Below are 25,462 nucleotides of genomic sequence, written 5' to 3' on the forward strand. Positions count from 1 at the left end.
GCTTATCCTCCTTGGGCTTCATTGCGGGTTTTGGCCTGAATTTCTAGGGCATGAATGCGTCCGTCTTTCATGGGCGCGTCGAGGGCTTGGTAGATCATTCGATGACGGTCTAATAAATTCTTTCCTTCAAAGGCATTGGAAATGACTTTGACCGTAAAATGGTCCATGGTACCTGTTCGATCGAGAACCGAGACTTCGGCATCGCCTAAGGCTTGCTGAAGTTGAGTGCTGAGATCCTCAAATGTCATCATAGAAAATTTTGATCCTGGTGAAAAATGATGGAATATTCTGTCCCCACTATACCGGAGAAAGAATTTTCTACGCAATGTGGTTCTGGGGCCTTCCCAGAATAAATGGTTCCTTGTGGGGTTCCGATGTTTTGACTTGTTTATTCTGGGCGACGAGTGTTCCTGGTCCGAATTGGGGTAAGGCGTGAAACGTCAGGGAGAAAAATGGCGGAAGTAAGAGGATAGATGAGAAGAGAAGCGGGAGGAGGGAACCCTGATTTTGCCTTCTGTCCTAACTGTTTACCGAATTTATTTTTTTTATTAATGCGGAGGAGGGTAGAGACTTGCTTGCAGAAAGGCCTCGAGGCCCTTCAACACTTGAATGGGAATTTCATGACCCCCACGGAACTCTACCCAACTGACAGGTAATCCGGCTGTTTGGATATGTTCACGAAGTTGCTCTGCCATGGAAAACGATAAAATGGGGTCGTCAGTGCCATGGCTTTGAAATACCCGAAGACCTTGGCGAGTGGGCAGGCGGGTAAGCCATTCTTGCTTGGCAATGAGTGTACCGGATAGCAGTGCCAAGCCTGCCAAAGGTAAATCGGTATGAAGGGCCAGGTCAGTCGCCAGCATGGCCCCTTGGGAAAACCCTCCAAGGATTAGTGATCGAGTCGGTACCGACAAGGTTTCTAGGGCGAGAGAGAGGACGTCCTGCATTTGTGTGCGGGCCGGGGGCAGGCCACGAGGAATTTCTAGTGACAACGCATCCCACTGCCCTTGGGCTCTGGCCTGTGTGAGGCGTTCCATGTCAAGCATCCACCAGGCTCGAGCGTTACCAAAGCCCATGCCCAGTTCGAGTGGAGCAGCAGGAAAAAGGAAGCGGACTTCATCCGGGACATTGAGATAGCGCCATAATGCGACTAAATCATCCCCTGGGGCACCGAATCCATGCAAGAGAACCACAAGTGGTCCGTCGCCGCTTCCCTGGCGATCCACTCCACCTGTAATACATACATCTAAACCGGCCAAATGTTCGTGTCGCATACAGTCAGAAGTCTAGTGGAATAGACGAGAGAAGGAGGAAATTTTTGATTGGTTGTGTATTGGTAAATCCGTGACTGCGATACTGGAAGGCGAAATTTTTAAAATCCTAATGGCCCATTTTCGGGGCGCCGGCATTGGCGCCTTCTGTGATGAGCGGTATCCGCAAGACCTGGTGGCAGTGATTGCAGACGACTTTCAAGGTATTCTCGTCGGCATATTGGATCTCTTCTTCTTTTTTCCAAAATAGCTTACTGCATTTTGGGCATTTTCTGACTAACATCGACATCGGCACGACTCCGGTTTTTGTCAGCTAATTCTAGTAGACTTAGTGTAATACATCTTGCCACAATCTGCCAACGCATGATCAATTTTTTGGATTCCAACGATATTCAGGCGCAAGAGCTTTTGGCATTGTTCTGCCAAACGGATTGGGCTTGTGCTCGTTCATTGGATGATACTCAACGGATGCTGGCACATACGGATGTGGCAATTTCCGCCTGGGATGGCCCCAGACTCGTCGGATTTGGGAGGGTGTTGACGGATTTCATCTATCGCGCCTCGATTTGGGATGTGATCGTGGATCGTGCCTATCAGGATCGGGATATCGGTAAAGGCATTATCCAACGAATATTAAGGCATCCCAAGCTGGAACGGGTGGAGTTGTTTTGGCTTTGCACCAGGCGCTATCAGGGATTTTACGCCTCTTTGGGATTTTCTGATAAAGAGCAGACTGGTATGGTCTGGGACCGGGGCAAGCATATCGTTCCTCCCACGGAACCATTCAATAGGTAGAGATGAGGTCTGGAGAAATTGGAACCTGTCCATGGTTATGCTATTGCGGTATCCAGATCGAGAAACGAGGTGACCAGTGATTGTTGTGGGATTAATGTCAGGGACGTCGGCGGATGGGGTCGACGCAGCGGTCGTGGATATTCGAGGAAGCGGACATCGTCTCAAGAGTTCACTACTCAAACATGTTGGCCGTTCTTATTCTCCCAGGCTTCGTCAACTCATTTTACAAGCGTGTGAGCATGGGACCGTAGGGCAAATCTGTCACCTCAATGTGGTCCTGGGCGAAGTGTTTGCCAAAACCGCGTTGTTAGCCATCAAACATTCCGGCATTTCTCCTCAACGAGTGGCGTTGATTGGTTCGCATGGTCAAACGATTCATCATCGGCCCGCCGCAATTTATGAGCCTGGTATCGGGCAGATCCGTTCGACCCTGCAAATTGGAGATCCCAATGTGATTGCGGAACGTACCGGAGTCACGACTGTATCGGATTTTCGAGCTAGAGATCTGGCTGTGGGGGGGGAGGGGGCTCCATTGGCGCCTTATGTCCATGCTCTTCTTTTTGCTCAGAAACGTGCGACACGAATGGTGGTCAATCTCGGAGGGATTGCCAATGTGACCGTACTACCCGGCGGGGGAAACTTTGCAGCGGTTCGGGCGTTTGATACAGGACCCTGCAATATGTTGTTGGATGGATTGGTGGCTATGGAGACACAGGGGCAAGCCAGATTTGACCGGGGTGGTCGTCTTGCCCTGAAGGGTCAGGTGGATAAGGGCCTGCTTCGATGGCTGCTTGCGCATCCCTATGTGTCTCGACGTCCCCCAAAATCCACCGGGCGTGAGATGTTTGGGGAAGGCTATATCCAGCGAGTGTGGGCTCAGGCGCAGCGTCGCCATTTGGCCTTTTCCGACCTTTTAGCGACGAGCTGTCGGTTTATTGCTCAGGTAATTCACGATTCGCAAAAATGGACGAAGGAGATCCCTGATGAGTTGGTGTTTGGCGGGGGTGGAGTGCGGAATACTCGACTCTGGTCAGAACTGTCCGGTGTGTTCGATCCAATTCCCGTGAGATGTATGGACGAATGCGGTGCCTCCAGCCAAGCCTTTGAAGCGCAGGCCTTTGCGGTGCTGGCGTATCAAACCATTCACGGTGTCTGTGCCAATCTTCCTAAGGTCACGGGGGCTCGTCAACCGGTTATTCTGGGGACCGTCACTCCCGGCAATCACGGACTTCCTTAGAATGCTTCTCATTGGTAAAGGATTGTTCCTGTTGGCGAAATGACTGACGAATTGATGTCTCAGAACAGCTTCTCACTAATTCTCCTGGCTGGCTTCGTACTCGGAGCCGTGTTTTTGTTGCGATGGATCTGGCGCCGTCCCCTTCCAGCGGGGGCTCTTCCACCTTTGAATCCTGAATCTGCTGAGAGCGTGGTGACCGCTCGACCCCTCATGTCGCCGGAAGAAGCGACACTGTACAATCTGATTACCCTAGCGGCCCGTGACCATATGTTGATTTTGGCTAAAATCCCCCTCCTCAGTGTCCTGTCTGTTGTCGATAAAGATGAAGAAGCTCGAAAAGCGGTTATGCGAACGATTCAGCCTGTTCGCTGCGATGTCGTTCTTGCGCATCCTGGCACCCTAAAAACTATGACGGTGGTTACCTTGGAGAAGGAGGTTCCTTCTGCGGCAGGACGCGAGGACCGGGATCGATTTGTGGAGACCCTGTTGAAGGCAGCGGGAATTCAATCGATTACTCTTCAGGTCACACAGACCTATTCCGTGGATCAACTGACCGAATTGCTTGGCCTGGCTGAAGAAGAATAAAAATAGGACCAGGAGTCATGTTGTGGGAATGACCATTGGGGGAAATGGCGTCTGAGATTATGGCCTTATGACCGGGAGGATGGCCTTAAAGGCTTTTAACCCTTCATCAACGATGGTGCCGGTTTCCACTGCCGAATCATCGATTGGAAGAAACCGCGCAATTTTAAAGAACGTGCGATGGTCGAGTGTTGCGGCGATTTCTGATCGTCGACTGCGTGTGATGGGAAGAGTGAGGCCTGGTCCGTATTTCCACTCCCAGAGAGACGGGCTGAGACAGAGGCAGAGATCCCGGTCTGCTACCTCTAAGTATCGATTAAACAGGTTGCGTCGATATTGTTTGATCAACGGGCCTTCAATCATGAGGGCGAAGACGATGTGGTGCCCCCACCAGATCAAGGATCGGAAAGCAAACTTGGTTTCACGTGTATACAATCTGGGGAAATCCACATATTGATAGGGGAAATCTTCAAGATGCTCGCCTTTGACAAATTGCCTGGCTTGAGAATCGAATCCTTCTGGAGCGAGAAGGGGCTGTAACGCGATTTCAGCCTCAAGGCGCTCCTGGAGTTCCTCCAGGATCTGTTTGATTTTAAGCGAAACCTTGGCTTTCTTACGGAAAAACTCGCGATCGGCCAAGAGGGTTAATTCATCAGGAGTGAAGGAATGACTAGTGGTCATAAGTTTATATACCTCACATACTTAGGGATGGTTTGTGGAAGAGAATCGGCCTTTATCTTTTTTGAGGAATGTCTGCGGCGTGAATGGTGAATGGGGGGAGAATCGGGACGAATGAAAATTGCGACCTACAATGTCAATTCTATACGAAAACGGATCGGTATTCTTCACAAGTGGTTATGGCAACACAATCCGGATGTCATGTGTCTTCAAGAGACCAAAGTGCAAGATCATGAATTTCCCCTGCAAGCGTTTGCCGATTTACCCTATCACATCAATTTTTGTGGTGAGAAATCCTACAATGGGGTCGCCATTTTTACCCGCACACCACCGGAACTGGTGTCATTCGGTTTAGATGACGGGGAGCCACAAGAAGATCCCGCACGCCTGGCTCGGGTGGTGATCAACGGCATCACCATTATTAACACTTACATTCCGCAGGGCTTTTTGATTGATTCCCCGAAATATGCCTATAAATTAGAGTGGTTCCAGAGGTTGAGAAGGTATTTTTCGCGTGTGGGCTCAACAGGTCAACCTGTGATTTGGTGTGGAGATATGAATGTCGCTCCTGAGCCGATTGACGTGCATAGCCCCGAAAAACATCTTAAGCATGTGTGTTTCCATGAAGATGTGCGTCGGGCATATCAGGAGACGGTGTCCTGGGGATTCGTTGATGTGTTTCGACATCATTTTCCGCATCAACAGCAATTTACGTTTTGGGATTATCGACGACCAGAAGCTCTGGAGGCGAACCGTGGATGGCGAATCGACCATATTCTGGTCACTCCTCCACTCCTTTCCCATTCCCATACGGTGAAGGTGGATGTTCAGCCTCGACGGGAGGAGTCACCATCTGACCATACGGTTTTATGGGCGGAATTTTCACTGTAAGAGAAAAAGGTCGGTTCTTGTTCAGAACCGACCCTTGGTAAATAAGGCCTAAGCCTATTGCGTGGAAATGATGTTCGAATTGGATCTTGTTTTGTGGCTAAAGACCTAAGGGCAGAAGTAAGCATTCACCCGAATGGTTACCCTATCAACGAACCTATTTCGATTTTTTGTGTCGAGGCTTTGGATCTTCAGTAATGTTTTCAAGAGGAATGAAGACCGCACAGGCAACCACCGTAGTCCAGAGGTTCGGTTTTCCGATGGCGGATTGGGTAATGTTCTGAGTTCGAACAATATCCTTTCCCATTTTAAACACCTGCTCACGTTCCTTCCAGGCCACATTTGGATCGAATTTGATGCCAAGAGTGGTTGCGAGCATTTGGGCTGCGAGGTCCTCGGTATATTCTCCAGCCTCTTCGTCCGTTTCCCCATAGCCATGATGTTCCGACAGGTAGCCGTAATTGACTTTCCTGCCAGAGGGAATGGCTAGGCCGATTGAGGCCGAAATCAAGCGATTCCGCTCATCCGTGTCCGATCTGGCCATGACGCAAAAGGTAATTTCGCCTGGATTGAGTAACTGTTCCCCGCGTTTTCTCGGGATGATTTTACAATCTGGAGGAAAAATGGATGAGACGGTCACCAGGTTGCAATACGCAATTCCTGCGCTCCGGAGGGCTTCTTCGAAAGAGGTCAGTTTTTCCTTGTGGACGCCCACACCTCTGGTAAGAAACATTTGCGTTGGGACCATCTCTACTCCTTCATTAATCAGTTAGTGGTGGAATGGGTTAGGCAGTACATGCCTGTTTGATCGTCGAATCTGATTCCCGACCTCGCTTTCCAATTTGTGTATGAAAATGCGAAATCCTGGACGATTCGGACGGCCACGGGAAAGAACAACCTTGTCACCTAGCCGGATATTTTTACCAAGAGTGATTGGCAAGGTGCAAGATCGTGAGGACTCAACGTTCAAGAAAAAACAAGAAGGCCTCAAGAAGATCTTTTGATCAGCAACAATTTAGGCTCGGTCAATTCCTGAATAGCATATCGAACACCTTCTCGCCCTAATCCTGACTGTTTGATTCCTCCATAGGGCATGTGATCGGCTCGAAAAGTCGGAATTTCATTCACCAGAAGCGCACCGACTTCTAATCGTGAGTATGCCTGATACATCGCATCGATGTTGCTGGTGAATATTCCTGTTTGGAGGCCGAAATCAGAATCATTGTGAAGGGCAAATGCTTCTTCGAGGTTTGCATAGGGCGTGACAGTGACCACTGGACCGAAAATTTCTTCGCAACAGACCTTCATGTTGTTGCTGACGTGAGTCAGAACTGCAGGTTCAATGAATGAATCCTTTCGCGTTCCGCCGGTCATGACTCTTGCCCCTTGCGAAACGGCTTCTTGGATCCATGCCTCCACTCGGCGTGCGGCTTGTTCGCTAATGAGGGGACCGACGACAATGTTCTCGAGCGAGGGATCGCCCATCGGCAATAATCGAACGCGGTCGACAAAGGCCTTAAGAAAGTCGTCGTACCGCGATTCATGAACGAAAATTCGTTGCACAGAAATGCAGGTTTGTCCGGCATATCCGTACCCTCCCGCCACGCAACGGTCTATGGCTACATCGAGATTGGCGTCCGGTTCTATGATCACCCCGGCATTGCCTCCGAGTTCCAGTAGAACCCGTTTGTATCCGGCTTTTCCTTTCAGCATCCATCCAATCGTCATAGAGCCGGTAAAACTCAAGGCTTGAAAGTTGGGATGGATCACCATCTGTTCTGCCAGGGTATTGGAACAGGGGATGATCGTCAGCATTTCCGGAGGCAGTTCCGTCGTCAAAAAAACTTCTCCCAACATGAGCGAAGTTAATGGGGTTTGCGGGGCTGGTTTCAATACCATCGCGTTCCCCGCCGCTAGGCAAGGGGCCACTTTGTGGGCTACCAGATTGAGAGGGAAATTAAATGGGGTAATGCCAAGAACCGTTCCGATCGGGAAGCGTGTGACAGATCCTGAGTATGCCTCCCCTCCTGGGGTGAGATCCATCGGCAGGATTTCTCCCGGGATGCGAGTACTTTCCTCTGCGGCCAGGCGAAAAGTCTGAATGGCTCGGTCGACTTCACGCCGTGCGTCGGAAATTGGCTTGCCAGCCTCCTGACAAATTGTGGACGCAAATTCTTCCCGTCTAGTGGATAGGCCGGTCGCGATGTGCAGGAGCGCCTTTGCTCTGGCATGTGCCGGTATTCTGGCACATTCGGATGAGACCTGTTTGGCGGAGTTGGTGACCTGGTGTATATGCTCAGGCTCAGCCTGGCAGACCATGGCTAACACCTCATTGGAGTAGGGATTACGTACCGGCTCCGCAGATGGGGTCTTGACCCATTGACCGCCTATAAGGATTGGCTTTGCCGTGGCCACAGTCATGAGTAGGTGAGAACCTCGTGAAATAGAGGTGATTAGATTGATGAAGGTGGCTGGTCAGAACCGGGATCAGACGAGGAAGGCAAATGTTCGGCTTTCTGAATGAGATTTTCCGTTCCCCATTCCTTGATCGCGTCTAAACTAAACGGTTCGAATGCGGCAATGGCTCCGCAACTCGGACACCCGTCGACCGGCATCTTGGCTTTGAATACTTCATCAAAACAGGTTAAGCACACAAATAAGTCCGGTTCACCTTGTGCGCATTCAACAGGCCAGAAAGATTGGGATTCAGTCATGACATCAAACCCGTCCTCTGAGTTAAAACATGAATGTCAAAATTACCTGTGCAAATGTACACCTAATCACGCTGTCAGATCAATGAGGAATTGCGTGGAGAGCGAATGAATGAAGGATTTATGTCTCTTCGATGTGAGTAGAGGACGGTACCGGTAAAAAAATCGAGGAGGTTCAGGCTCCATGAAGCGTGAGCAACTTATCAATTTCTTCCTTGAATGTCTCATAGGGAAAGGCCCCTGGAATTAAAATGAGATGAGGATCTTCCGGAAGGGTTGTGGGAAAGAGGACGAATGCCGGCGTGCCACGAATTCCTAAGGATCCGGCATCCTGTAAATCCTTCTCAATATCTTTCAAATAGCGATGGGAAGCCAGGCATTCAGAAAATTGCTCGACGTGGAGGTTGAGGTCCTTGGCATATTGCTTGAGATTATCCGGAGCCAACTGGCCATCACTGTTAAAAAGACGATCATGCATTGGCCAATAGGCATTCTGCTCTCCTGCGCATCGGGCCGCATCGGCTGCCCGGAGTGGGCTTCCCATGCCTCGAGGGAAGTCCCGATAGACAAACCGCACTTTTCCGGTCTCAATATACTCTGAAAGCAATTTGGGAAAGGTCTCATGAAAAAACTTTTCGCAAAACCCACAAGTAAAATCCGAGTATTCCAGCAGGGTGATCGGAGCCTTAGGATCCCCTCGCACCACATCATCATCCTGGATTAAAAAATCCGGAGTTTTCCCATGAGTCATGGGACTGATGAGCAGGGTGCCGAGAAGGATCGCGAAGGCTATGGTGGATTTGAGGGACTGGCCAATATTCATCATCACTCCCTTACCAATATTGTTGCATTCCTGACGGACCATGTCGAGATAAGAAGTTGGTCGTCTGCCAGGTGTTGAATTACCTGCGACGGGCACTTTCCAGAAGTCCCATCATCAGAAGTGGCCAGACCACTGTGGCATCACTCAAAACCTCAGCAAACATCCCGCCCTCTTTTCTTGGCACAAATTTTCCCCATGATACACCCTCCTCATACGTGCATCCGCTGAGGCCACCCCAGTAGTCGGGCTCCGGGCAAATGCGAACACCATACTGGTATCGCGGAGGGGTTAATTGTGTACCCATCCGGAGATTGAGAATCTCGATGTAGGGGGGCGTTTGTTGCGCCCAATTCCGGGGAACGCCGCCACCAATGGTGAAAATCCCTAGCCGTTTGGCAGACAGCAGCTTTTCCGTATAACTATTGAGGTCCAAGAATGGATTAAACGCCGGACGAGATTGCTGTAAAAGCTGCCAGGTTTCCTGATCGGAGAGATCGGGTGGAGGTTGGGCTTGAGATTGTCGTTTTTCCCTCATCGCCCAAATGGAGACATCCAGCCCCATTTCAGAATCGGTAAATGCAGGGATATAGACCGGGACACCCTGCTCATAGGCACTTTTTAAAATACCTGGGCCTTCGTAATCGTCGTGGAGGGTTTTCCCGATTTCTCGAGTCAGGATTTCCGAGGAGATGGGGGTTTCCGGAGTCATCCGCTTTAAGGTTTGACTGACGACCCGTTCGACGTGGTTGAGATTTGTTTCCATCTCCAGCGTGTCGTAGACCCGGTTATACCCTTTTTCATAGAGCTCGGTATCCGTCATGGATGGGTGATACTTATAGTGCGTTTTACCTACGGCTTCGCTCAGGCCATGAGCAATCAATGCCCCTGTGGATACAACGGCCTGCACCATGTTTCGGTCGATCATGCTGCAGATAATCTTTCCCATTTTTGCAATGGTCATGGCCCCGGACAAGGTCAAGATCACAGTACAATCAGGATCCTCGACCATTTTTTTTAAAATCTCAAAGGCATCGCCAAGACGGCGCCCGCCAAAGGCCGTTTTTTTCATGGCCGCCAGAAGATCGGAAAAAGATTCAATCGCTTCCGGATCCAGAGCCTCCAGGGCTTCCAGCCCGTCGCTTTCGCCATCGTGAAAAGTTCTCGTCGTCATCACAGATCCTTACGGCATAGATTAAAGAAATAACCAGACGGGAGTACGAGGAGTCTGATTCTAACGGGTGCGAATGCGAACAACCAGGAAGGGGGCGAACGTCCGTTCCTATAGAAATTGGTGATCCCAACGGGATTTGAACCCGTGTCTGCACCTTGAGAGGGTGCCGTCCTAGACCAGCCTAGACGATGGGACCAGTCTGAGTCTGTTCGTTACTTGATATTTGTTTTTTCTGCCCTTACCAGGGATGCCCGAAATGTACCATTAGGGACTTATTGCATGCAATGAAAAAACGGCGGATGCATGGGCCAAGAATGTAAATCACCAGTGTTGACTAGGGAGAACACGGTCGCAAGAACAAAAAAATGTATCTTAAATCAGATATCAGAGGATGGAGAGGCCGTTGTCTGGACGGTTAATAGGCCTCGCATGAAGGGATGGAGTCCACAATGGTAAGGATAGCGACCAGGGGCTAACCGGGTTAAGACATACTGATTTTCGGGACGAATGACTCCTGAGTCAAATGAGCATCGTGAACGGGACTGACAGTCGTCTGCGACAATGGAATGGGCTTCACCTGTGTTATTTTTCCACGTGAGGGCGGTATCCAAGCGGATCATCAGGTGGTTGGGAGAAAAAAATGGGGGTGCTGATTGAATATCAATCTGTGGAGAAGAGGCCCACAACATTGGTTGCGTGGAAACGGGGAATAGCAGAAGGACCAGGAAGCAGAGCAGTTGACTCATTTGAAGGAATGTTCTGAATGAACAAAGTAATGTCATGGTTTGTTCGGCCCTCAAGTGGTCAGGTCTGGCGAAGGAGAGCCTCCGGCCCTTTCGCTATGGTTTGATGGTCAGGAAAATGGCCCCTTTTCCGCGCTGCAAGAGCACTAAGACGGAGGTTCCAGTTTCCAATCGCTTCACAAGCTGTTCGAAATCCCTCACGGACCCAATGGGAGAGCGATTCAGTTCCAATATCACATCACCCGGTTGAACGCCGGCCCGTTCAGCCGGAGAGTTCGGGGCAATTTGGGTCACGACTACACCCTGACCATCTCGTGTTTGTCCGGGCTGGACGGGTTCTACAGAAAGCCCTGAAAGGGCGTGGTTACCTGAGACCGAACTAGGAGACTCTCCTGTCAATCCTGCAGTATCTTTAGGCATTTCAGTGATGGAAACCGAGAGATTGACAATTTTTCCGTTTCGCCACACTTCAAGGGGAATGGAGCTCTCCGGTGTCGTCTCGGCTACAAGTGTGCGCAAATGGTTCGGATCTTTCACGGTGACACCATTGTAGGTGCGGATGATATCGCCACGTTTCAATCCGGCTTGTCCTGCAGGGCTTTCGCTAAACACATCACCCACCAATGCGCCCTGGGTATCAGGCACATCAAATTGGGTTGCGAGGTCTTGGGATAATTCCTGAATCGACACGCCCAGCCACCCACGAATGACTTTCCCATGCCCGATCAGGCTTTGCATCACACTTTTTACCATTTGGCTGGGGATGGCAAAGCCAATGCCCATGTAGCCGCCTGTTCTGGAAAAAATGGCGGTATTTATACCAATGAGTTGGCCCTGCAGATTGACGAGAGCACCTCCAGAATTGCCTGGATTAATGGCGGCATCGGTTTGAATGAAATTTTCATAGTCGACAATGCCGACATTGGCCCGGCCCACGGCGCTAATAATTCCCATCGTAACGGTTTGATTCAACCCAAAGGGGTTGCCGACCGCCAGGACCAATTCTCCAACTTCCAGTGCCACAGAGTTTCCCCAAGGTAAGGTAGATAATCCGGTGGCTTCAATCTTGATCACCGCTAAATCGGTTTTGGGATCGGTGCCAATCAGTGTCGCCGGAAGTTTCCGTTTATCTCCTAAGAGGACCATTAAGTCATCGGCCTGTTCCACGACGTGATTATTGGTGACGATGTATCCGTCATCGCTGACAATCACTCCGGAGCCTAAGCCTTGCTCCTGCCGTTCGCGTGGTTGTTTAAACCGCCGCTCAAATTCCTCTCCAAAAAACCTCCGGAAAAATGGATCTTCAAGCAGGGGATTCGTGCCTTGAGATTGGACGGTGCGTTTGGTCGCGGAGATATTCACGACCGAGGCCATAGCCTCTTTGGCGATTTTAACAAAGGTTTCGTTGGAGGCTAGAAGAGGGGTGGATGCCTTAACCACGGGAGACGAATCAGCTGCATGGACGACCGCAACAGGCACATCGGTTCCATTTGGGGCTGCGGTTATGGATGGGGGAGGCTCAGCAGGGGTGGAGGATGGAGCCTGGGAGCATTGAATCTGGGTGACTCCAAGGAGGCCCACCGCAATCGCGACCACCCAAATATGGTATCTGTTTCTCCCAGGGGATGTTTTCCCCGGATATTGTCCTCTCATGCAGAATTCCTTTTCCTTATGTTGGTGAGGAGAGTCATCAAACGCAAATTGTTGATTTCGGGAGCCTTGTCCCTGCTCAGGATGCAAGGGTGCTGGCATTTAACGGCCACCAAAATTCTTTTTATTTTACCAAAAAAGCCCCCTGACTCAAGATGCGCGATGGAGCATTGGACCACTATTCGTGCCTGTAATCACCAAGGATGTCATCATCAGGAAGAGCCCAGATTCAACTACCCCCGGAATTTGACTGATGGATGAATCGAGTGCGGAAGGGTCGTTAATTTCAGGAATTTGGAGATCCGCTATATAATGGCCATTGTCTGTGAGAAAAGGCTGGCCGTCTTTGTAACGCAAAGGTGAAGGCCATCCCAGATTCTCAAGATGCCGTTGAGTTGTTCGCCAGCCAAATGGCACAATCTCAACTGGTAAGGGAAAAGGAAGTCCAAGATGGGGCACCTGTTTAGCCTGATCCACAATAACAATGAATTGCCGAGCAGCGTTCGCCACAATTTTTTCCCGCATTAACGCCCCTCCTCCTCCTTTTATCAGATTCAGTTGAGGGTCGACCTGATCGGCGCCATCCACCGCCACATCAATGTCCCAGGTTTCCTCATCGTTCAGTAAAGGAATACCCAATTGTTTGGCATAGACCGCTGTGGCTTCTGAGGTTGGCACGCCACGGACTCGTAATCCTTGTTGGACGCGCTGCCCTAAGGCCGCCAAAAAATGATGGACCGTGGAACCGGTGCCGAGTCCCAAGATCTGCCCATCATGTATAAATTCCAGGGCTTTCAGTGCGGCTTGGGCTTTTTGTTGATCGGGTGTCAATGGCGTCGATGAAGATGACATAGAGGGTCTTACTCACGAGAATTATTCAATGGCAAACGACCGAATACGATTGGTTAGAAAAAAACAGATGAAGAGATCTGACATCATTGCATCGGATTGAGGAGGGAGGTTGTGAGTCCTGACGAATGCCCAGGAGAGGTTTTGAATCCATGCTATTAGCCGGCCATGCGGGCAGCGAGGGAGGCCGCTCCGAGCAACGCGGTATGGGGATTCAAAATCACCCGAACGGGTACCTTGGCCAGTAATCGTTTGTACCGGCCTTTTGCCAGAAAGGCTTTCATAAAAGTGTCTTCTCGTAAGGCTGATATGATTTTTGGGGCAATGCCCCCGCCAAGATAGACGCCGCCCATTGCCAGGGTTTTGAGTGCCATATTGCCGGCTTCGGCCCCGTAAATAGAGACGAAGAGCTGGAGGGCTTCTTTGCAAATATCCGGTTTACCCGTCAATCCGGCTTCCGTAATCAATGCTGCGGGATCGCCGGTGGGAAGCTTTTCGGCAAACCAGGTGGGCTCGTTTTTCTTGGTGTCCCGGAAAAATTGATAAATGCTATGGAGCCCGGGCCCGGAAAGAACCCGTTCGTAACTCACATGTAAATAGCTGGTGCGCAAATACCGCAGCAGATCGATCTCCAGATCGTTATTGGGTGCGAAATCCGAATGTCCCCCCTCGGACGGACAGATGTGATAATCCTTCCCTGTCCACAGCAACAGCGATTCTCCCAGACCTGTTCCAGCGGCCAATAACACCTTTGTGCCGTCAGGTGGGGGAGAAGGAGCGTTCGGGTTGAGATCCTCGAGTTCATCCGGTCGAAGAAGCTGGAGTCCATAGCCGGTGGCTTCCAAATCATTTAACAAACGGACATGTGGAATATTCAGGAACTCCGCGAGTTTGTCGCCTTCAATGATCCACGGAATATTTGTGGTTTTGCAGGTATTATTCAAGACCGGTCCCGGCACCCCAAAACAAGCGGCGGTTAGGGGTCCCAGTGGAGAAGGAGTAGTGGGTTCAGACGAAAGGGCATCGCTGTCGTCCGGGATTTCCTCCGATTCGGTGTCGGTAGAAGTCGGTTCTTCCAGAAATTCGGTCAACACTTCCTCGAAAGACTCGTAATCAGCGGTCCAAACCGTATCTTCCCGAATAGGGTCGACCCGTTCCTTATCCCAGTCAAACAGGGCCAGGTTGATTTTTGTCCCACCAACATCAGCTGCTAAAATCATGACTTGTTTCCCGTAAATATTACTTAAAGCATCAATTATCAGTCTTGCGGCACCATAGCCCAGGTAAAATACTCAGGGCAAGCCAGAGTCTGGATAGCCTCTCCTGGCAGAGCGGTATGCCAAGGAAAAGGTCAGAAAATGAGGTGAGAAGGAGACGTTCGCCTACCTAAAGGAACGTCCAGGTTGAAAAGGTGGCCGCCTGTCCGAGCGGGGTTCCATCGGGTTTGCGAATGTTCCAAACCGTGGCGCGTTCCACTAAAAACCGTTTTCCGGATCGGGAGATCCGGACTCCACGATAATCAGCAATGAACCCCTTGGTTTTGGCCTGATGCAGCATGTGGGCACGTTCTTCACGATTCACAGGCTCGGCCGTGTGCCGGGAGGGCGTATGGGTCAGTTGGTCCCAATCCATTTCCCACAAGGTTAACGCGGTCCGGTTTCCATAATTGAGGATAGGATCATCCTGCAGTCCATGAGAGACCACCACAAATGGGCAGGTAAACAGGCCTTCCGCCTGTTCCAGTAAAGTACCTTCACGGGGAATCAGTTCTTTTTTCAGCCAATAGGCATAACTATCCAACAAGTATTGGGTCCATTCGATTACCCATGGTCTTCGCCAATGATCGGTTAACGGATTCATTTGTTTGTCAGTGAGGGGATTCATACAGGTGATGATGCGGAGCGTCGAATCAAAAGCAGTGTAATGCTCTTATTTATTCGTTGAAAAGGACCAAGCATTACTAATTTTCCAAACCAGCGAAAAGCGCATTCGGGCACAGGGCTGGCAATCATGCATCTTTCAATTCGAAACCATCTGAGGTGGTCCGGTGGTGGCAATGCTGGGGTATGTTTCCCTGGGCCAGGATGACTTGAATCTAAAAAAGGAACCGGCGCCTTCTTGATATTTTTGGTGCGGGGGTTCGTCCCGCCAGCCGAGCCACTTTTGTTTCGGCAAAAGTGGCCAAAACCAGTGACGCCCAGACAGGCTTCATTGGATGGGACAGACGCGAGCCTCAGGAGAGCAGACCAACTCGCTGCGCTCAGACAAGGTCTGCTGAATCATCAGAGCGTCCGTCCCTTGAGCCTGTCAGCAGGCGTCGGATGAGGCAAAGAAGGGTGAAGTGGGTATTCAATTCCCACGTTCCAAAGCAGCATGAGCGAATTTTGTGATGCCGAGATTCGTCACAGAAGGTCAGAGCATCATTGGAATCCCGTGGCCTTGTGGCGAGGCCAAGCCGTGTTGCCGACTTCGGAGGAAGGCGCGCATTGTTTGAGCGCAGCGAGTTTGCGCGCCGCCGGAGTCGGCGATACGGCGCAGGGCACTCGAAGGGCCACGCCACGGCCACGATGGTTTTGGGTCCTTTTGCCGAAACAAAAGGACCTCGTTCGCCGGGGCGAAACCCGGCATCTCCAAAAATGACATGGATACCATAGTTGGTTAACTGCATTAGTTTGCTTTATTACCCAATTCTTAACTGTTTGGCTTCTCCTCTCCCCAATGGGGCGAGGATTGAAAGAGAACCTGGTCTGTGGCGTGGCGAAGCCGTACAGCCGACACCGTAGAAAAGGCGGACAAGTATGTAAGCTCAGCGCAGTTTCTTAAGCTCTTTTTTTTAGTACTGACCGATCCCTGCTGTCCAGTCCCCTGACTGAAATTCTAGATCGAAATGTGGGAAAGAATGGCATCAGCAATTTGTTCAGGGGAAATTTGGTCGGTTGGAATCACATGGTCGGCGGCGGCTTGGTAATGTGGTGTGCGAATTTCAAGAATTTCTTCTATTTCTTCCACGAAGGACTTAGTTCCTGACAGCGAGGGCCGCTGCGTATCGCCGGATATCCGGCTGGCAATCGTTGAAACTTCGGCAGTCAACCAGAAAATCTTTCCATTCTCTTTCAGCATTCTGACGTTTTCTTCCTTCAGGATGAGTCCCCCGCCCGTGTCGATGACCAGATTCTCCTGACCGGTAAGCTTTTGACATACTCCCGTTTCAAGATTGCGGAAATGATCCCACCCGAATTGCTCGATAAGCTGTGGAATGGATTGCTTCGCCTCCTTGACGATTTCCTCATCAGTGGAGATGACCGTTCGTCCGAGGCGTTGTCCCAAAATTGTTGCCACAGTGCTTTTTCCTGTTCCTCTGTAACCTATTAAGACAATATTCATACATCTCCTGCTTTGAAGTGTTGGTTGAAAAACATGTTCGGACAGATTGGCCCGTAACGGGAAAGTAATTTCTCTTTAAAGCGGTTGGCAATACCGGAGAGGGCACCAGGGAAATTTTTGTTCCAGCCTTCGGGCAGGGGACATCTTTGCGAGAATGTCGCCACGGCTATTCTTTCTCCTCTGAAAATCTCCCTGGAAAGGACTCTCATTGACGCTGGGAGCCATATCCGGACTCGAATTCATTATTCAAGTGAAGTGGGAGGTGAGCACGTTACGCATTACCTCGGTCGGTGCGGATTTGCCAGTCCAAAGTTCAAACTGCCCGACAGCCTGATAGAGAAACATGTTGATACCTTGGATGGTGCGGCATCCGGCGGCCTGCGCGTCTTGTAATAAACGCGTATTGAGCGGGTTGTAGACAATATCCATCACCGTCAGATCACGGTGTAACAGATGCTTGGGGACACAGCTTTCATCAATCTTTGGGTGCATGCCAATGGGGGTGCAATGAATGAGTAGTTGGGCTTGCCCCAAGGCGGAATGCAAGGTTTCGGGTGTTAGGGAGGCGTCATGCAAAAGGATGGGAGTTTTGGCTTTGAGGTCTCTCGCCAAGGTTGTCCGTTCCTGATCATCAACACCAAGGAGGGTGAGATGTTCAATTTTGCCTTCCACGCAGAGACCGAAGGCAATGGCGCGAGCGGCTCCACCCGATCCTAGAATGACGACCCGTTGTCCGGTGCGTTCCACTCCACCTTGCGCTAAGGCTTGGAGGGCGCCGGATGCGTCAGTGTTGGAGCCCACTAACAGGCCACGGTCTTTGATGATGGTATTCACCGAGCCAATGTGCTTCGCGGTGGTTTCGACGGTATCCAACAAAGGTAGAATGGTGACTTTATGCGGAATGGTCACGCTGAGTCCCCGGACATGGCCTAATGCCTTGATGCCTAGAACGGCTCGTTCAAGATCCTGGACGGGAAAGGCCAGATAGACAAAATTTAATCCCAATTCACGAAAGGCTGCATTATGAATAGCGGGAGAAAGGGAGTGATCAACAGGATTGCCTAACAGGCCGCAGAGTTGGGTTTGTGTATTAATGTCCATAACAGGTGCTCTCGAAATAGATGGGAAATAGTGATCGAGAGTTATCACATAACCTGGCTGGAAACTCAACTTGTGTGAATGCGAACGTTGTCTGGGAGGTCGAGATGAATGAGGAAGTGAAATTAGGGTTGAGAGAAGGGAGCGTGTAATCCGGGGAGTAGATTCGACTCCCCGGATCTACACAGTGTGATGTCCGGGGGCGTTATCGTGACGCCTTTTTTTTTGCCGGAGATTTTTTCATTCGCACGGCGGCTTTTTTTGCCGGTTTCTTTTTCGCGACTTTTTTCATGGTTCCACCTCCCTTCCAATAATGTCGTAAGCAATACTATCCACGTTTATCGGTAGGGCGATAAAAATCCTGAGGGATTGGAAGGAATTTTCTGCCGACCTGTGATAGGTCGATTAGAGGAAAGGGTTCTGAGGGAATGGTATTGAGGTATGCAGTATTGAGAGCATTCTTAGATGGGAGGTTCATGGAAGGCTTGAGTGGAGGGTGAATGCGTTGAAGGGCAGACTCCTGGAAGGCGAAGGCGAAACGTGGCACCCTCTCCGGGCTGACTCTCCACAGAGATCGTCCCACCGTGCAGTTCCACCAATTGTTTCACAATTGAGAGTCCCAACCCCAGGCCCTGTGTGCCGATTTCCGGTATCCGGTGAGCCTGGAAAAATGGTTGAAAGAGGCTGGCTTGAGCTTCCTGAGGAATCCCCGGGCCGGTATCGGAGATGGTAAGGAAGATGTGATCCGGAGGAGCGGGAGAGGCTCTTACCAAGATGCGCCCATCTGGTGGCGAAAATTTATGGGCGTTGTGGACGAGATTGGTGACGATTTGGTGGAGGCGGTCCTGATCGCCCCAGGCGGTCAAATTGTTTTCTGTGAGTTCGACCGTCAGGTGTTGAGCCTTGGTCTGGGTGAGCGGGAGTAATTCCTGCGTCACGTCCTCAAGGAGTTCGGACAGTGACACCGATGCATGCGCTAACCGGACGGTTCCTGCCTCAATACGAGACAAGTCGAGAAGGTCGGCAATCATACGGGTAAGTCGATTGGCGTTCGCACTGATTCTGGTGAGGTAGAGGTGTTGGCGTTCGGCTAGAGGGCCCACCATTCCATGAAGCAGATTTTCCGTGAATCCTTTAATCGAGGTTAAGGGTGTGCGCAATTCATGAGAGCAATGCGAGAGGAATTGGGATTTCATCCGGTCAAGTTCCTTGAGCCGGTGGTTGGCGGATTCCAAGTCTGTGTTGGCCTGTTGTAATGCCAGTGTTCGCTCCTGCACTTTGCTTTCTAACCCGATATTCAAGGCTTCAATTTCGTCATAGGCTAATGCCGTATCAAGGGCAATCGCCATTTCGTGCGCGACCGTGGATAATAAGTTTTGTTCGGTGATGGGTATGGGTTTCCGGTGGGTACTACCGATGATCAGCACACCAAGTGGTTGATTCTGACTAATCAGGGGAACCGAGAATCCGCTTTTCGTCCCGGCTTGCGCCAATATCTGTCGAGTGATGGGATGGCACTGACTCAGAATATCCGTGATGTCTTCAATGACGATGGGTTCTTTCGTGTGGAGGGTTCTGTGAAGGAGATCCTGTGGTGCTGAGGGAATGTGGGTGTTGTGAGTCAAGGTATTCCACTGTGCCGACATGCCTTCTGATTGAATCTTGTGAAAGAGTTGATGTGGTGCGTCCCATACGGCCGCCCAGGCATGCTCAAAGGAGAGGGAGCCTACAATGGCTTTAAGTCCTGATCCAATAATGGTTTCCCGGTCCAGGGTTGAGCCGATGTGGAGGGTGAGTTGATGCAGCATGGTTAATTCATCGACTCGTCGTCGGATCTCGATCAAGGTATGCTCTTGTGCGAGATAGGCCTCCCGTAATTCTTCGTGCCGTTGTTCAGCCGACTCCAATTGTTCTTGAATGATTTTCCCGCGCTCTTGAAGCTCGAGTCGGTCATCCCATAGCCGTTTTGCCAAGGGAAGGATGAGCAAGGGGAGCAGGGAGAGTCCGGCACTGATCCACCAGGACTGCTCGGGAGCAAACACCCTCAAGAGCGCGACCGTGGCAAGCCCCAATGCGAGGCCTCCCACAATCCATCCCCGCATGGTCCGGCGCTCGGGGTCCCAGGTAAAGGCCCATTCGCAATAGGGGGCACCCTCGGCGATACAGCTCCGATCCTGGATGGTGGCAGCCCGTTTTCCAAACATGCGGGCCGGGACTTCGGCAACAGTTGCCTTTGTGGTGTGGCATATTCGTTCAGCACAGCCCTGCAGATACGGTCCGAACTGTTTGATCGTGGATTCGGACAATTGTAGCCGCATCACGGCATGGCCATTGGTGACCGATACGACCTCCGGCTTGAGCGAACCTTTGGTGAATTTTTCCACAAAGTGGGGGAAGAGGCGGTAGATCTGGGCTATGGAAAAGGGTCGCCCGAGGATTTGAATAATGGGCGAGAGAAATTTTTCCCGTCCCAGATTAAAGTGGAAATTCTCTTCATGCGAGAGCTGAACAGAAAATTCGGCCAAAAACATGGCAAACTCATAGGAATAGCTGTTCCAGTGGTTCTTGAGGAAATCGACGGTCACATGATAGGTCCGGTCGGGAATTCGCTCGTTCAGCAAGGCGACAAGAGTGCCCAACGCCGCCTCTGCCGCCTCGGGTCCCTGACGTTGCTTTATGGCCTCTTCAAGATATTCAAGATTGGCGCGAATAGCGATCCCGCTCACATCCTGAATGGTTGCGGCCTGAGTATCCTTCCCGAATGGACGAAACTCCATGAGTGGACGTTCCAGAATGCGATGGGATTTTGGCAAGAGCGGCATAAGCATCCCTTATAAAGAAGGTAAACCGGTAGAGGGACTGTAATGGAATCGGAGAAAATGGTGAAGGGGGGACAAAAATCAGGGAAGAGGCATTAGAAACTCATTCGCAGGGACACGGCTCCGACGTGGAGGGTGGTATCCCATTTACCGTTTAACAAAGGTTGTTGGTTATTCTGAACATTCCGTTCATCATACAGTAACGCTTGATAGGCTAAATCCACCCCGATGGCTTTCGCCCCAAAAATGTCACAGGGGAGTATCCCCAAAAATTTCCCTGGACCATGGCAGAGAAATCCCATCCCGGCTGAAAAGGCATTGAAGTCGGAATCTGGAACCGCAGGCTCGAATGTCCGGTCGGGAATAGGACTTTCCGATCTGACGTATCCCGTTCGAAAGGCCACATCCCAATGGGGGAGCGCAGAGGGGGAGAGGGCTTTGAATTCCGTTCCCACCATAAGGACCCAGGCATCTCCATAGTCGCGGGGATTTTGGATGGCAGCTCCATTAGAGAGTTGCAGATTGAGGTCTTTGAACCCTGACCAATCCGCATAGTCGAGATCGACTTCGACCTTCCACTCATGTTGCGCGTTCCGAATAGGCCATGCGGCGATGGCCCACGTGTAAATATCGGGGAGTTCAATGTTTGTGGCGGCACCGGCGAGTCGGGTTCCTCCGGCTAAAAAATCTCCTTTGAGGTCCAAATTGGGTCCGTTGCGATAGACAAATGCGAGATTGACGAGTGGATGACCGTCCTGATTACGAAAAGGTGTCCAAAGAACACTGGCGTTAAATCCCAAGGCGGTGTCGGACCCGTTCGCTTCCAGGCCTGTTCCGGCGGGTATACCAAACGCATTGCCTGGTGCCGCATTTTGTTGGAGTTCTGCCTGACCTTCTCCAATAAAGCTGGCAAATGTATAAATATCCAGCCCGCCTCCAACAGCGATATAGTCGTTGACCTTGTAGGCCAGAGTGGGCTTGATATCGATAAGGGGAAGGGACGCACTCGTGAGTATGGGAGAAATCAGGCTATCATCGGGATATTCGACTTTCAGGGCATACGGGGTGGTCACCCCGATTCCTACGGTCCAATTCGGGAGATTGTCGAAGCCTAAGGCAGGGAGGTTCGCGGTGAGAAACAAGGTGCTGGGTGGGGGATTGGCGATGGTCCCACCAACTCCACCCTTCACGTTTGGTCCCAGATCACTTTTAAATCGAACCGTACCTCCGATCAAGAGGGTCCCCGCATAAAATTGAATGCCTTTCAATTGGGTCATGCCCGCTGGGTTATAGTGAAGGGCAGACGCATCATCGGCTTGGGCGGTGAAGGCAGCCCCTTGGCCCGTAGCCGAAGCGCTATGATCGAGGATACGAAATCCTTCAGCATGTATTGTTTGGGGAATGATGAAAGTATTGAGGAGCCCAAGGAAGAGGCAAAAAACCACAAGCCGGCAATAGATCAATGTCGTCACGTCTCCTCCTTGAGAACGGAAACCGATCAGAAATTCCGGGAAGTCTATGAAAAACAAGAGAAGATAGCAATCTTGATCAGGGATGAGCAACGAGTAAAATAGCGAAAAGTGTTGCCTCCTGACCGGTAATCATGGATTTCCTCTCTATTTTGAGAAGATGTTCGATGCATGCAGGGGGTTTTTGTTCACGAAGTCGGGTGGATAAATGTTGAAAAGGAGAATGGCATGCGGGTAAAAAAACTGTTGCATACGCGAATGCGGGTGAGTGACATGGAGCAGACGCTGGGCTTTTATCGAGACGTCCTAGGACTGGAAGTTGTGGAGCAGAAGGTGTCGCCACGGGGATCGCATCTGGCATTTTTGGCTGTCCCCAATAGCGAGGAACTGATTGAGTTGTGCAGTTTTCCGAGTAGCGGGGCTGTTAAGGTTCAGGAGGATCTTGTGCATTTGGCCTTTGAGGTAGAGGATTTGGAACAGACGATTCAGGAACTCCAAGTTAAGGGTGTCCCGATCACGGATGGCCCCACTCGATCCTCATCCGGCAGCCGGTTTATTTTTATCGATGCGCCGGATGGCTATGAAATTGAGTTGATAGAACGACCAGCGGGAGTTGCCATCGTCTGACCATCGGGGGGCAAGGTAAGATAAGTAATGATGAATGCAGACACACATACTCCTCAGGTCCTCTCTGACCAACCAGGTCGCTTGAGCGGAATATTAAATAATCTTCCCAAGCAACCAGGGGTCTATCTCTTTAAGGATCGTCGGGGCGACATTATCTATATTGGAAAAGCCGCCGTGTTATCGGACCGGGTGCGATCGTATTTTCAGCATGGGGCCGATCTGACACCTAAAAGCCGGGTGTTGTATTCGCAGATCGCGGATTTGGAAACCATCATCACTCACTCGGAATTCGAAGCCCTTCTGTTAGAAAGCAATCTGATCAAGCGTCATCGTCCCCGGTTCAATGTGGTCCTTCGGGATGATAAACAATATCCCTATCTCCGGTTGCCGATTCTGGACGATTTCCCGAGGCTGTCTATCGTCCGCCGGGTCAAACAGGACAAGGCGTTATATTTCGGCCCGTATGTTCCTACAGGGGCCATGCGTGACACGCTGAAAGTGATTCGCAAGGTGTTCCCCCTGGCCACCTGCAAAATCGACATAAATGGGACCGCTGAGCGGGCCTGCCTGGAATTTGAAATCAAGCGATGCATGGCCCCCTGCACGGGAAATCAGACGAAGGAGGACTATCATCAGATTGTGAAGCAGGTACGTTGGTTTTTAGAGGGACGGGACACCGAATTACTTGAGTCATTGCGGTCAGGCATGCAGGAAGCGGCAGAGCGGGAAGAGTATGAAGAAGCCGCGCGTCTACGTGATCAGATAGGGAACATTGAACGGATGTTGGCCAAACAACGGGTGGCGCAAATCACTGCACGGGAGCAGGATATCATGGGGTTGGCTAGACTTGGTGGAGCAGCGGATGTGCAGATACTGTTTGTGCGAGGCGGCTTGTTAATCGGCCGTCGGGATTTCTTCTGGTCCGACGCTCACGGCGTCACTGATGAAGAACTGGTACGGTCGACGCTTGAACAGTTTTATGCCAAATCCGTCCTTCCCCCCAAAGAAATTTTACTTCCCGTGGGTTTTGATGATCTATCGCTAATCCAGCGCTGGTTGTCCGAGAAAAAAGAGAAAACCGTTCGCGTCCTAGTTCCGGAACGGGGAGCGAAATATGATTTGCTCCAACTCGCACAGGAAAATGCCGCAGTGGCTCTCAAGGAACATCTTCGGGTGCAATCCGAATCCAGTGAAGCGGTGGAAGAGCTTCAGACGATCCTGGGGGTACCACAGATTCCAGCTCGCATTGAATGTTTTGATATTTCCAATACCATGGGAACCCATTCAGTCGCCTCCATGGTGGTCTGGGATCAAGGCAGGATGAAGAAGTCCGACTATCGGCGATTTCGCATTAAAACGGTAGAAGGCGCCAACGACTTCGCCAGTATGCATGAAGTGGTGAAACGCCGATACGGCGGATCGTTGGCTACCAAGCCAGGAAAAACGTTGCCGGAGCCCAACCTGGTCGTGATTGATGGTGGAGCCGGACAATTGGCCGCGGCCATGGAAGCCATGGCGGAAGTTGGGCTTTCGCATGTCTCCATCTGCGGCCTCGCTAAAGCGAAGGGTGAAAAAGACGAACGGATTTTTTTGCCAGGTCACAAGACTCCCATTATCCTGCCCCTCAAATCCCCCGCCACGCGGCTGGTCCAAACCATCCGGGATGAAGCGCATAGGTTTGCGATCACCTTTCACCGCAAATTGCGTGGCGACGCGATGATTCCCATTCAACCCCTGCATGCCACAAAAACTTCAAAAGTGAGATCCTAAGCATCCGCCAGACTGTTGTGTTGATCTCGGCCAGGGTTGTCCCTGTCCACAAATCCTCGCAAAAGGTGATCCGGGACCTCTTCGAAAACATGTGCCGGCGGATTTCCGCAATGCTTCATGGGAATATTGTATGGAGCGAGAGGGTTTTCCGCTTCCTTGAAAAAATTGGGTTTGGCTGTGATGAGCAGGCTGAGAATAGGGGTTTGCTTGAGGTTGTATTCTCCTTTTGTCCGTTTTTCGACGAACCCAAGGCTTCTTACTCCTGAGTGAGAGATTTAAGGTCTTCGAGGGCTCCACCGAAGGATACACACATCACGTATGAAGAGGAGGTGTGACGGGTGCAATGCCCTCGATGTCAGGGAACCATGATAGTTGATCACTTTGTAGATATGGCTACGAGTGGCGAGATTTGGATGCCTGGTTGGCGGTGTCTGATGTGTGGAGAAATCGTTGATCCGCTCATTGAGCATCATCGTCAATTGCAGCGTGAACATCAGGAAGTGGTTGGTGCCATTTCCGGATCAACCGCTCGCCCTCCCTCACCTGTTTTCGTGAAGTCGCGCAAGGCGAATAAGCGGTCCTTCTAACCTTTCTGTTTTTCCCCTTTTCCCTGTGCATTTATTCGCGATCCTGTGGTCTGCATGGCCTCCTTGCGAGTTGCTTGTGGGGTGGGTTTCTCTATGCTAGATTCCTCAGGATGCTGCGGAAAAATCAGCGTTTCCCAACGTCAAATCTAGAGGCAATGATCCTCTCAGTTTCCAAATTTCTTTATCCAATTTGACGAGGAAATATTTTTACCCATTCCGACATTCCTTAACAAATGTGACGAGGAAGCAGGGATGTATTTGTGGCGCACCATCGAGGCGACCACCGAATCTTCTTTTATAAGGCATAAGC

Annotated in this window: 26 protein-coding genes and 1 tRNA gene; 8 read left to right on the forward strand and 19 right to left on the reverse strand. The window is 50.9% G+C overall.

Annotation, left to right across the window (positions count from 1 at the left end):
- Positions 1-2: 2 nt before the first annotated feature.
- The 3 genes from PJI16_07595 to PJI16_07605 form a co-directional block, all read right to left on the reverse strand.
- Positions 3-251: a BolA family transcriptional regulator gene (locus PJI16_07595; GenBank protein ID MDT3777422.1), complete on the reverse strand. Its 249-nt coding sequence runs from the start codon at positions 249-251 to the stop codon at positions 3-5.
- A 297-nt stretch (positions 252-548) separates the two neighbouring features.
- Positions 549-1,274 (reverse strand): hypothetical protein, encoded by a 726-nt coding sequence (locus PJI16_07600; GenBank protein MDT3777423.1) that lies wholly within the window; start codon positions 1,272-1,274, stop codon positions 549-551.
- Positions 1,275-1,380: 106 nt separating this feature from the next.
- Positions 1,381-1,560 (reverse strand): hypothetical protein, encoded by a 180-nt coding sequence (locus PJI16_07605; GenBank protein ID MDT3777424.1) that lies wholly within the window; start codon positions 1,558-1,560, stop codon positions 1,381-1,383.
- A gap of 74 nt (positions 1,561-1,634) precedes the next feature.
- On the opposite strand from PJI16_07605, the gene PJI16_07610 reads away from it, so the two are divergent.
- From PJI16_07610 to PJI16_07620, 3 genes are all read left to right on the forward strand, one after another.
- Positions 1,635-2,066 carry a GNAT family N-acetyltransferase gene (locus PJI16_07610; GenBank protein ID MDT3777425.1) on the forward strand — a complete coding sequence of 144 codons (432 nt, stop codon included), beginning with the start codon at positions 1,635-1,637 and terminating at the stop codon, positions 2,064-2,066.
- A gap of 85 nt (positions 2,067-2,151) precedes the next feature.
- A complete protein-coding gene (locus PJI16_07615) occupies positions 2,152-3,303 on the forward strand; it encodes an anhydro-N-acetylmuramic acid kinase (protein MDT3777426.1) in 1,152 nt (383 codons plus the stop codon).
- A 39-nt stretch (positions 3,304-3,342) separates the two neighbouring features.
- Entirely contained in the window at positions 3,343-3,888 is a 546-nt protein-coding gene (locus PJI16_07620; GenBank protein MDT3777427.1) for a DUF2726 domain-containing protein, read from the forward strand.
- 57 nt (positions 3,889-3,945) lie between these two features.
- Here the strand turns inward: PJI16_07620 and PJI16_07625 are convergent, their stop codons facing one another.
- Positions 3,946-4,566, reverse strand: a complete 621-nt coding sequence (locus PJI16_07625; protein MDT3777428.1) for a hypothetical protein — start codon at positions 4,564-4,566, stop codon at positions 3,946-3,948.
- Positions 4,567-4,677: 111 nt separating this feature from the next.
- Here PJI16_07625 and xth point away from each other — a divergent pair, with 111 nt between their 5' ends.
- Positions 4,678-5,454, forward strand: a complete 777-nt coding sequence (gene xth / locus PJI16_07630; GenBank protein ID MDT3777429.1) for an exodeoxyribonuclease III — start codon at positions 4,678-4,680, stop codon at positions 5,452-5,454.
- A 154-nt stretch (positions 5,455-5,608) separates the two neighbouring features.
- Here the strand turns inward: xth and PJI16_07635 are convergent, their stop codons facing one another.
- The 11 genes from PJI16_07635 to PJI16_07685 form a co-directional block, all read right to left on the reverse strand.
- A complete protein-coding gene (locus tag PJI16_07635) occupies positions 5,609-6,199 on the reverse strand; it encodes an arginine decarboxylase, pyruvoyl-dependent (GenBank protein MDT3777430.1) in 591 nt (196 codons plus the stop codon).
- A gap of 239 nt (positions 6,200-6,438) precedes the next feature.
- Complete coding sequence (locus PJI16_07640; protein ID MDT3777431.1) at positions 6,439-7,872, reverse strand: aldehyde dehydrogenase family protein; 1,434 nt, start codon at positions 7,870-7,872, stop codon at positions 6,439-6,441.
- 32 nt (positions 7,873-7,904) lie between these two features.
- Positions 7,905-8,165, reverse strand: a complete 261-nt coding sequence (locus PJI16_07645) for a hypothetical protein (protein MDT3777432.1) — start codon at positions 8,163-8,165, stop codon at positions 7,905-7,907.
- 172 nt (positions 8,166-8,337) lie between these two features.
- Positions 8,338-8,988: a DsbA family protein gene (locus tag PJI16_07650; protein ID MDT3777433.1), complete on the reverse strand. Its 651-nt coding sequence runs from the start codon at positions 8,986-8,988 to the stop codon at positions 8,338-8,340.
- Positions 8,989-9,064: 76 nt separating this feature from the next.
- Positions 9,065-10,156 carry a deoxyhypusine synthase family protein gene (locus PJI16_07655; GenBank protein MDT3777434.1) on the reverse strand — a complete coding sequence of 364 codons (1,092 nt, stop codon included), beginning with the start codon at positions 10,154-10,156 and terminating at the stop codon, positions 9,065-9,067.
- 118 nt (positions 10,157-10,274) lie between these two features.
- A tRNA-Glu gene (locus tag PJI16_07660) sits at positions 10,275-10,352 on the reverse strand.
- Positions 10,353-10,533: 181 nt separating this feature from the next.
- The gene (locus PJI16_07665; GenBank protein ID MDT3777435.1) at positions 10,534-10,902 is read right to left on the reverse strand and encodes a cupredoxin domain-containing protein; all 369 of its coding nucleotides are present in this window, start codon (positions 10,900-10,902) and stop codon (positions 10,534-10,536) included.
- 93 nt (positions 10,903-10,995) lie between these two features.
- Positions 10,996-12,651, reverse strand: a complete 1,656-nt coding sequence (locus PJI16_07670; GenBank protein ID MDT3777436.1) for a DegQ family serine endoprotease — start codon at positions 12,649-12,651, stop codon at positions 10,996-10,998.
- 48 nt (positions 12,652-12,699) lie between these two features.
- Complete coding sequence (gene rpiA, locus PJI16_07675; GenBank protein ID MDT3777437.1) at positions 12,700-13,401, reverse strand: ribose-5-phosphate isomerase RpiA; 702 nt, start codon at positions 13,399-13,401, stop codon at positions 12,700-12,702.
- Positions 13,402-13,556: 155 nt separating this feature from the next.
- On the reverse strand, positions 13,557-14,618 hold the full coding sequence (gene glk / locus PJI16_07680) for a glucokinase (protein ID MDT3777438.1): 1,062 nt from the start codon (positions 14,616-14,618) through the stop codon (positions 13,557-13,559).
- A gap of 166 nt (positions 14,619-14,784) precedes the next feature.
- A complete protein-coding gene (locus PJI16_07685) occupies positions 14,785-15,282 on the reverse strand; it encodes an MEKHLA domain-containing protein (protein ID MDT3777439.1) in 498 nt (165 codons plus the stop codon).
- A 489-nt stretch (positions 15,283-15,771) separates the two neighbouring features.
- Between PJI16_07685 and PJI16_07690 the strand changes: the two genes are divergently transcribed.
- Positions 15,772-16,038: a hypothetical protein gene (locus PJI16_07690; GenBank protein MDT3777440.1), complete on the forward strand. Its 267-nt coding sequence runs from the start codon at positions 15,772-15,774 to the stop codon at positions 16,036-16,038.
- A 237-nt stretch (positions 16,039-16,275) separates the two neighbouring features.
- Here PJI16_07690 and PJI16_07695 read toward each other — a convergent pair whose 3' ends face one another.
- The 4 genes from PJI16_07695 to PJI16_07710 form a co-directional block, all read right to left on the reverse strand.
- On the reverse strand, positions 16,276-16,782 hold the full coding sequence (locus PJI16_07695; GenBank protein ID MDT3777441.1) for a shikimate kinase: 507 nt from the start codon (positions 16,780-16,782) through the stop codon (positions 16,276-16,278).
- A 246-nt stretch (positions 16,783-17,028) separates the two neighbouring features.
- Positions 17,029-17,883: a shikimate dehydrogenase gene (locus tag PJI16_07700; GenBank protein ID MDT3777442.1), complete on the reverse strand. Its 855-nt coding sequence runs from the start codon at positions 17,881-17,883 to the stop codon at positions 17,029-17,031.
- A 458-nt stretch (positions 17,884-18,341) separates the two neighbouring features.
- Complete coding sequence (locus PJI16_07705; protein ID MDT3777443.1) at positions 18,342-20,702, reverse strand: GAF domain-containing sensor histidine kinase; 2,361 nt, start codon at positions 20,700-20,702, stop codon at positions 18,342-18,344.
- A gap of 92 nt (positions 20,703-20,794) precedes the next feature.
- Positions 20,795-22,171 (reverse strand): outer membrane protein transport protein, encoded by a 1,377-nt coding sequence (locus tag PJI16_07710; protein MDT3777444.1) that lies wholly within the window; start codon positions 22,169-22,171, stop codon positions 20,795-20,797.
- Positions 22,172-22,396: 225 nt separating this feature from the next.
- Here PJI16_07710 and PJI16_07715 point away from each other — a divergent pair, with 225 nt between their 5' ends.
- From PJI16_07715 to PJI16_07725, 3 genes are all read left to right on the forward strand, one after another.
- Positions 22,397-22,795, forward strand: a complete 399-nt coding sequence (locus PJI16_07715; protein MDT3777445.1) for a VOC family protein — start codon at positions 22,397-22,399, stop codon at positions 22,793-22,795.
- A 27-nt stretch (positions 22,796-22,822) separates the two neighbouring features.
- On the forward strand, positions 22,823-24,565 hold the full coding sequence (gene uvrC, locus PJI16_07720; GenBank protein ID MDT3777446.1) for an excinuclease ABC subunit UvrC: 1,743 nt from the start codon (positions 22,823-22,825) through the stop codon (positions 24,563-24,565).
- A 338-nt stretch (positions 24,566-24,903) separates the two neighbouring features.
- Positions 24,904-25,152 carry a hypothetical protein gene (locus PJI16_07725; protein ID MDT3777447.1) on the forward strand — a complete coding sequence of 83 codons (249 nt, stop codon included), beginning with the start codon at positions 24,904-24,906 and terminating at the stop codon, positions 25,150-25,152.
- The last annotated feature ends 310 nt before the right edge of the window (positions 25,153-25,462 follow it).

It is taken from the genome of Nitrospira sp. MA-1, from assembly GCA_032139905.1.
Lineage (GTDB): Bacteria > Nitrospirota > Nitrospiria > Nitrospirales > UBA8639 > Nitrospira_E.